This is a genomic window from Aminobacterium mobile DSM 12262 (assembly GCF_000526395.1).
Lineage (GTDB): Bacteria > Synergistota > Synergistia > Synergistales > Aminobacteriaceae > Aminobacterium > Aminobacterium mobile.
Genome location: NZ_JAFZ01000003.1, coordinates 165,052 through 173,770, shown reverse-complemented (window position 1 = coordinate 173,770; position 8,719 = coordinate 165,052). Strand labels below are relative to the sequence as shown.

Sequence of the window (8,719 nt, the reverse complement as noted above, 5' to 3'; positions counted from 1 at the left end):
AGTTTCAACCGCATCCATGAGTTGAGCCCATGACTTTAACAGCTGACTTAAATATCCGCCTGCGCGCCCTTTACGCCCAGTAATTCCGGACAACGCTCGTCCCCTACGTATTACCGCGGCTGCTGGCACGTAGTTAGCCGGGACTTCCTCGTATGGTACCGTCACGTCCTTCTTCCCATACAACAGAGGTTTACGACCCAAGGGCCTTCTTCCCTCACGCGGCGTCGCTGGGTCAGGCTTGCGCCCATTGCCCAATATTCCCCACTGCTGCCTCCCGTAGGAGTCTGGACCGTATCTCAGTTCCAGTGTGGCCGATCGCCCTCTCAGGCCGGCTACCCGTCTTCGCCTTGGTAAGCCGTTACCTTACCAACTAGCTGATAGGACATGAGCCCCTCCCTCAGCGGATTACTCCTTTTACCTCTCGGCTTATGGGGTATTAGCAACCGTTTCCAGCTGTTGTCCCCCTCTGAAGGGCAGGTTCTCATGCATTACTCACCCGTCCGCTACTAAACATATATCTTCTAAACTCCGAAAAGTTTGTCAAATATATGCCCCGTCCAACTTGCATGTGTTAAGCACGCCGCCAGCGTTCGTCCTGAGCCAGGATCAAACTCTCCATAAATTTCTCTTTACGAATTGACTGGCTTGATTTCTTTGTCTCACCTATTCACTTCTCAAGGTTCTTTCGCTCCGCCTCTCGGGCGGCGCGAAGGGTATAATACCATTTTTCAGGAAGAAGTCAACTCTCAAAAACAAGAAAAAGCAAAAAAACACTAAAAAACATGATCTATTTCTATGCCTCCTTTTGATTTGATAAAAGGAAGCATTCACGAATAATTTTTAAAGAGCAACCCCAACAGAGTGTGCCGTTCAAATGAGGCTTGTCTTCTCTCTTGACCTTTTTTTATAAGAGTATCTACAATAGAATCCACAGTAAAAGACAAGGGGGGTATAGTTTTGGACTTTGAGGAGCTTGTTCAAAAAAGATACAGTGTGAGAAAATACAGTCCACAGCCAGTGTCTGTACCTATTATAGAGAAGTGCTTAGAAGCAGCTCGTTTAGCGCCTTCCGCCTGTAACTCTCAGCCGTGGACCTTTTTGGTAGCTCATACTCCTGATAAAGTAGCTTCTTTAGCTCATGCCGCTTTTGGAGGAGCATATTCAATGAACTCTTTTGCCGCCTCCGCTCCTGTGCTATTGGTTGTTATTACAGAACGTTCTCGATACTCTTCTGCTCTTGGAGGATTATTCCGAGGGGTCCAATTTAGCCTTATGGATGTAGCAATTGCTTGCGAGCACATAGTTCTACAAGCAACAGACTTCGGTTTAGGGACATGTATGCTTGGCTGGTTAAATGAAAGAGCTGTAAAAAAGGAACTCAATCTTCCCCGTTCGACAAAAATTGATATCATGATCTCTATGGGGTACCCCAGCGAAAATAAAAGGACTTTATCAAAACCTCGAAAGACTATGGAAGAGATTCGCCACTTCCTTTGATATTGTTATATTGCTCTTTTCATATACCTGATGAAAGATCCTTTTCAGCGCCGGTATCTTTTTGTTTCTCTCCCAAAATCTGTTTCAATCGTTCCCCTGTCGCTATAAAATACGTTTTTTCTGCCACATTTGAGGCGTGGTCCCCCACGCGCTCTAAGTGGCGTCCGACCCACATGAGGGCTGCAGCACATTGCACTGTAACACAATCTCCTTTTGGCCGAGCAGCTATGATCTGTATCAGTTCTTCAAAAATATTGTAGTAAAGAACATCGAGATCCTGATCCTTTAGAAAAACTTTTTTTGCGAGCTCTGCATCATTAGTTTCAAAAGCCTTCAATGCGTCACGCAACATGTTTGTGGAAATATTCATCATTTTGGGAATATCTATCAATGGTTTCAGCAATGGATACTGATTAAGGAAACAGGCCCTCTCTGCTATATTTACAGCCTCATCTCCAATCCGTTCTAGATCGGTAATAATCTTCGCAACGGCAAATACAAAACGAAGGTTCTCTCTTACTGGTTGTCTCATCGCTATAGAACCAAGACACTCCTGCTCTATATCTACTTCCAAAATATCGATAGAATCATCATTATCTATAACGTGTCGGGCAAGATCGCTGTCACACTCTATAAGGGAACGTACCGCTTCCGATACGGCATTGGTAGCCTCTTCTCCCATTTGATGAACCATTTCGAGAATGCGCTTCTTGTCTCCAGAGTAAAGAATCATCTCCGGCGTTAACTTAGATTTCTCCTGCTTCTTTTTGAAGAACAATACCGTCACTTCCTTCTAAATGAAGTTTCATTCCCCGGAATCGGCTCCCCCAGGCCACTTCGAGAGCAGCACTTACAGCCACCCTCAATACCGTAAGTAACCTCCAATCCAGAGAATCTTTACGATCCACGAAAAGCCGACCCTGAACAATTAAAGTTTGTCGTATCTGTTGATCATAATTTTTAAAAATCTTCTCTACACTTAGAGCCTTATGAACGCTCTCTTCATCGTCAAGAGCAAAAGCTCGCATACTATATCGGACTACACCCATAAACGATTGGACGTACTCTTCCCACATTTTTTCTTCTATATTTCTGGCACTACCTTCTCCAGCCCCGTTTCTCCATAACTTATACAATCTACCCGTAGTAATTTCTACTAGGTCAGCCATTGCTATAAGAGAATACGAAATTGCGGAATACGATGTCTTTTGTTCTGGATCATCAAGAGGAACTGGTATTGCAAACATGTAATCTGAGCACTGTTGCAACAACGCTGGTATTCCTCGCTGAAGTTTAAGAATCTGATCTTTATAATGAGGTGCAAAAAAAAGCATATAAATAAATGTTTCCACATAATTAGCAAGACGAGTCATTTCTTTCGCAAGAAGCGGCACCGCTAACGAAGGGAAATCTGTAAGAGAATCATCCAAATACATGGCCTCCTCTGGATCCCAGGCCTCTTCTTCCGAAAACCACCTTCCACTTACAAGTGCTGACTGCCTTACAAAGGGGGAAAAAATGAGAACGTTAAGAATACTCACTCCTATCTGATATACAGCCAGTTTCATCTCTGGAACTGGAATAAAGAAACTCGTTCCCTGAAGGATCAAAGGCATACAAAGGTATCCCGCCGCAACACCGAGGCAACGATAAACAAAAGAGAGCCAGGCAAGACGCCGGGCATTGGGACGGGTTCCCACGCTAAAAAATAAAACTATAATGCTGGAGCCAAGGCGTGCCCCTAATACGAGGGGGAAGAAGGCCTCCGCCGATGCCACTCCTGCCGATATAAGAGCGATGCCAATAGCCATTACACCAGACGCTCCTTGTGTTATGGCTGAAAGGAAAAAAGCCGTTACGCCCAGCCAAAAAGGTCTTGCAACAAGACGAGCAATAAAGAAGCCGATAGGAGAGCCTTCCAAAGCAATAGAAGAACCCAATTTAAGAAGAAACATCCCTGTAAGGATCAGAGCAATACCTCTCACTACCCACCCTATTTTACGAAAATCCTCTTTCTTCAGATGACAGAGGACAAAACCTCCCATCAAAAAAATAGGAGCCATCACATCTATGTCAATAGCGAGAAGAGGAACCAAAAGGGTAGACCCCACACTTGCCCCCATCATGACGAGGATAGCACCCTCATAAGGCAATGCATGGATATCGACCAATCCAACAGCAAAAGCTGTTGCGGCAGAACCACTCTGAGCTATTGCCGATAGAATAACCCCAAGAGAAAAGGCAGAAGACTTTCTATTGCCTAAACGAGACAATAGCCCTCGTCCACGGCTTCCTAAACTTCTTCGAAAGGCCCAATTACTTTCTTCTAGGCCATACAGAAGAATTGTTATTCCTGCTAATATTAAAGCGTAAGAAATTCCTACGGGAAACATTCTTATCTCTCCTCAGCAATCTTCTTAAAGGCGTTTCCCTTTACTCTATCTACCTATCTACGAAAAATGGCCCCCCTGAAGGATATGTAATGCCACTCCATGCCTCAATCCTCTATGGCTTACCACGAATTTTTCTTCTCGGGCTATATTCAATATTTCCGCTACAATACAAGCTCCGGCAAGAATAATATCAGCGCGCCCTGGGGATAAACCTGGAATGAGACAGCGTTCCTCCAGTGTTTTTGAAGAATAAAGAAAAATTTGCCGTTTAATCTCTCCCAGAGAAAGAGAAATTCCATGTACACTCTCTGGAGTATAAGAGTAAAGACCTAGCTTTACAGCAACCATAGCAGTAACTGTCCCTCCCACTCCAACAAGAGTACCTACTTGCGAAAGAAAATCCCAGCGGTTTGACAGTATCTTTCTGATCTCCAACCTAACTTTATGAACATATTCAGAAGAAACTGGCGTTTTTTGTAAAAATTTTTCAGTCAAAACCACAGAACCTATGGGAAGGCTCCATCGATGTATAATGTTTTCCCCTTTCCCCTGAACAAGCTCTGTGCTCCCTCCTCCAATATCAAAAACAGTCACATTTTGAGAAAGATATTTATCTTCCCATATCCCTGAAAGTGCACCACGAAAAGCAAATTCCGACTCTTCATCGCCTGAAAGGATTTTCATAGAAACTCCAGTTCTATCAAGAAGCGTTTCAACAAAAGAAGAGCTATTAGAGGCTGACCTGAAGGCCATTGTACCTATTACAACAATCTGAGAAACACCTGCCTCTCTGGCTACCCAAACAAATCGTTCCACCCCTTCTATGGTTCGACGCATGGGCTCAGGTAGCAGCAAGCCCTCTTTAGCAAGCCCTTCGCTTAAACGGGTAATCTCTATACGTTCATCTAGAGAGACTAATTCCTCTCCCTGCAAAATAGCTATAAGAAGTTTAATGGAGTTAGACCCTATATCGATAACTGCTAAAGTTCGTCTATCTTCCACATTAACCATCCCCCATAAATAAAAATCAAAGCGGATCCCTTCCTTATGAGGAACCCGCTTCCAATACTGCTTTTTCGTTATATCCAAATAAAAGATCTAATATGCCTTAGCAAAAATAGTCTTTCTAGCATTAGAAGCACCTGTCAAGAAACAGTTCCCCGTCTCAGCATCCCCCAGCGGAATACACCGAGGAGTAGCGCCTGTTTCTTCCTTGATCTTCTTCTCATCCTCCGGGGTTCCGGCAAAAAACGTCTCTATAAAACCTCCTTCTTCCTCCAACCGAATCTTAAACTCATCGAAGGAAGAAGCAAAAGAGGTGTGCTCTTTTCTAAAAGAAAGAGCTTTATTGAAGAGAGAGTGCTGAATATCTTCAAGGATTTCGGGAACTTTTATTACCACATCGTTTAAAGGAATATCTTTTCGATCTCCAGTATCTCTTCGAACCACACGAACAGTACCTGCAGAAAAATCTTTTTCCCCAAGTTCTAAGCGCAAAGGAACTCCTTTCTGAAGATGAGAGAAGAAACGATCCCCAGGACGCATATGGAACTGTTTATCTACAACAACATATCGTCCGCCTAAGGCTGTATTAAGTTTGTCCGCCAACTCCAGAGCTTTAGGCAACAACGTTTTTTCAATAACATCATCATTCGTACTAATAGGAAGGATAGCAACCTTATTAGGAGCTATGCGAGGAGGAATAATAAGCCCATCATCGTCGGAATGAGTCATGATTAAAGCCCCTATTAATCGCGTTGAAACACCCCAGCTTGTAGTCCAAGCATATTCCTGCTCTCCATCCTGATTTTGAAACTGTATATTAAAAGCCTTGGAGAAATTTTGCCCAAGGAAATGGCTTGTACCTGCCTGAAGAGCCTTCGTATCACTCATCATAGCTTCACAGGTAAAGGTATTGAGAGCCCCTGGGAAACGTTCCCCTGCCGTTTTTTCCCCTGGAATAATAGGGAGAGCCAAGACCTCTTTCATTATTTTTTCGTAGACACGCAACATCTTAAGAGTTTCTTCCATGGCTTCCTCTTTCGTTGCATGGGCAGTATGCCCTTCCTGCCAAAGGAATTCTGATGTTCGCAAAAAGAGTCGAGGCCGTTTTTCCCATCGCATAACATTGGCCCACTGGTTGATCAATATGGGAAGATCACGCCATGATTGAATCCATTTACTGTACATATAACCAATCACTGTTTCTGAAGTGGGACGAATAACAAAGGGTTCCTCAAGTGGCTCTCCTCCGGCATGAGTAACAACTGCACACTCTGGAGAAAACCCCTCAACATGTTCTGCCTCTTTCTCTAAAAAAGAATTGGGTATAAGAAGAGGGAAATAGGCATTTACATGGCCTGTTTCTTTAAAAGCTTCATCAAAATAACGCTGTATCGATTCCCAAAGAGCATATCCAGTGGGACGAATAACCATACACCCTCTTACGGGGGCATAATCTGCAAGCTCCGCTGCCTTAATGACATCAAGATACCATTGGGAATAATCTTTCCCCCTAGGGGTTATGTTCCGTGCCATGTTTTTCTTCAACCTCCATCATGAGTTCCGCCGAAAGATCGTCAGCTTTAGTTGTAAAATGTTACCCCTCCACTAGGGCAGGGGATAATGGCTCCATATAGGCTTCCCAATAAAGAAACCTACTTTAAAATCACTCTGGTCATTATACAGGAACATGAGGCGACCATCGAAAAAGTGCCCCGGAGCCGATAGAGAAAGGCCTGTTTCCCAAACACTGTCAAGGCGGGAACCTCCATTATCGTAAGTCCACCCAGCTCCTCCAAAAAGCTCTGCAGTAAGATTTCCCCACCAACTGCGGAGGAAAACTCTTCGAAGGCCAGCATTGACCCATATCATGCGCTCCGCTTCAATAGGCTTATCGGCATAACTATAGAGTTCTTCAGCAGCGCCAAGATAGACAGCATGACCAGCCTCTGTCATATCTCCCTCTGCAAAACCACCTCTTAAGTAGAGACGCCAATTTTCAGAGAAAGATGTTACAAAGAACAAGTTCATTCTATATAACAACTCGTCATAATCAGGCCACCAAAAAGCGACTCTCATCATGCTGCCTTTCGTAGGATCCATCATGTCATCTAGGGTATTATACGTTAGATAAAACGTAGGTCCCCAAGAATCTTCATCTTTACCTTTATAATGGACCCTCTCCCCGCCTAAACCAGCGCCAGCTAAAACATTTCCCATAGTGAAATGGCGTGTAACTCCCAAACCGTATCGATCCCATTCCCGCTCTTCAGAAACATTACGAGGCGTAAGTTCCCAACGCTGAGCAGAAAGATTGACTTCCCAGGCTTTAGAGAGCTCTGAAGAGGAGAGATAGCCCACATCTGCAGCCCACTGCGTTCCAATTTTAAGATTAAGCTTCAATGCGTCTCCATCTTTATAAATATCCCTATGAATACTGTTCACATAAAGCCACCGGTACGGATGAAGATTCGTAGTGTATCCCCCTATTCGAACTTCCGATTGCGGGCGGCGCTGAACAGAAAAAACCACAACAGCTCCGCCATGATCTTCTTCCAAGTGATAATCCACTGCCAGAACATCCATACGCCGGGATATCTCTTTATTAACTCTTAATATCCATTGAGGATCTATCGGTTTTCCTATTTCAGAAAAATACTTCGTTCGAAGCCCTTTGCACTCCCTATCTGGCAGGCCACGAACACAAATATCCATTAAAACCTGTGAAGGTTGTTTCCAACGAGGAGGAATTTCAGGAGCCGTTTGTGCTAAACTCACTATTGCCTTGAGGTGGGTTAATGTCTCCTTCCGACCTGCTGCAATAACAAGATCCGCTTGAGTAGCATCAAAAAGAGGGAGCTTCCCCACTGCTGGTGTTAAAACTAAATCCGCTTCTCGAATTTCTCTCTCTACATTCTGTTGCGTTAAAACGGTAATTGATTGATCCACCACGTCCACAAGAGTACGCAACTCCGAGCGAGACTTTTTTTCACTCGTTACATTTACAGCTATGACAGGACAACCAGGAAAAAGTTCTTTGGCTGTCAACACAGGAAGATTCGATACAAGCCCACCATCGACAAGGAGGCGCCCACCAACAGGCCATGGCTCAAAAAGAGCAGGGATAGCCATAGACGCTCTCATCGCTGAAGCCAAGCTACCACTCTGAAGAACAACTTTCTCTCCTGTCTCTAAGTCCGTAGCAACTGCAGCAAAAGGTATAGGAAGTTCTGAAAAACGAATAACTTGTACGCGAGCAGCCATCTGACTAAATTTTTCTAGAAGCTTGACCCCGGAAAACCCGCCAAGAGCTCCTCCTATCCCCCTGCGGCTACCCAGGGAAAACCAAGGAATCGCACTGTTCTCAGAAGTTCTCTCTCCCAACGGCAGAACCATGGAGGCGTCTTTTTCCGCAAGCAAGCTCCCTAAATCAATATTATCCACAACTTCTTCCAACTCTATGCCCGTGTAACCACTTGCAGCTAATCCTCCAATAATAGCCCCCATACTTGTCCCCACAATTCCAGCGATAGGAATATTGTTTTCTTCTAAAACCTGAAGCACACCTATGTGGGCAAGCCCTTTTGTTCCGCCACCAGATAGAGCGAGGACTATTCCCCCGCGAGAAAAAGCTGAACAGGGGGAATTGTTTCCAAGGAAACAGATTAACAGTATAAAGCCGACACACATACGTTTTATATATGACATTTGCCAGCCTCCTCGTTTATACACCAACACCTGAATAAATTTTAACGTACTCAGAGCTATGAAACAACTCTTTTAAGCATTCAACTCCTTGTGCTGACCCGTAAAAGAATGTACAATTT

Annotated in this window: 6 protein-coding genes and 1 rRNA gene; 1 reads left to right on the top strand and 6 read right to left on the bottom strand. The window is 44.2% G+C overall.

What is annotated here, in order from left to right; genetic code table 11:
• Positions 1-622 (bottom strand): 16S ribosomal RNA (locus K360_RS0109630); the annotation flags it as partial.
• A 335-nt stretch (positions 623-957) separates the two neighbouring features.
• On the opposite strand from K360_RS0109630, the gene K360_RS0109620 reads away from it, so the two are divergent.
• Positions 958-1,497 (top strand): nitroreductase family protein, encoded by a 540-nt coding sequence (locus K360_RS0109620; RefSeq protein WP_024822946.1) that lies wholly within the window; start codon positions 958-960, stop codon positions 1,495-1,497.
• 19 nt (positions 1,498-1,516) lie between these two features.
• Here K360_RS0109620 and phoU read toward each other — a convergent pair whose 3' ends face one another.
• From phoU to K360_RS0109595, 5 genes are all read right to left on the bottom strand, one after another.
• Complete coding sequence (gene phoU, locus K360_RS0109615) at positions 1,517-2,275, bottom strand: phosphate signaling complex protein PhoU (protein ID WP_245587113.1); 759 nt, start codon at positions 2,273-2,275, stop codon at positions 1,517-1,519.
• Positions 2,244-3,890, bottom strand: a complete 1,647-nt coding sequence (locus tag K360_RS0109610) for a Na/Pi cotransporter family protein (RefSeq protein WP_024822944.1) — start codon at positions 3,888-3,890, stop codon at positions 2,244-2,246. Before K360_RS0109610 ends, phoU begins: the two co-directional genes overlap by 32 nt.
• 57 nt (positions 3,891-3,947) lie before the next feature.
• The gene (locus tag K360_RS0109605) at positions 3,948-4,892 is read right to left on the bottom strand and encodes a Ppx/GppA phosphatase family protein (protein ID WP_024822943.1); all 945 of its coding nucleotides are present in this window, start codon (positions 4,890-4,892) and stop codon (positions 3,948-3,950) included.
• 96 nt (positions 4,893-4,988) lie between these two features.
• Positions 4,989-6,428, bottom strand: a complete 1,440-nt coding sequence (gene proS / locus K360_RS0109600) for a proline--tRNA ligase (RefSeq protein WP_024822942.1) — start codon at positions 6,426-6,428, stop codon at positions 4,989-4,991.
• Positions 6,429-6,500: 72 nt separating this feature from the next.
• Complete coding sequence (locus K360_RS0109595; RefSeq protein ID WP_024822941.1) at positions 6,501-8,600, bottom strand: patatin-like phospholipase family protein; 2,100 nt, start codon at positions 8,598-8,600, stop codon at positions 6,501-6,503.
• Positions 8,601-8,719: the final 119 nt, after the last annotated feature.

Bases quoted from the DNA above. Each gene is read 5' to 3' on its own strand.
- K360_RS0109610 (WP_024822944.1), bottom strand. From the start codon at position 3,890: ATGTTTCCCGTAGGAATTTCTTACGCTTTAATATTAGCAGGAATAACA.
- proS (WP_024822942.1), bottom strand. From the start codon at position 6,428: ATGGCACGGAACATAACCCCTAGGGGGAAAGATTATTCCCAATGGTAT.
- K360_RS0109595 (WP_024822941.1), bottom strand. From the start codon at position 8,600: ATGTCATATATAAAACGTATGTGTGTCGGCTTTATACTGTTAATCTGT.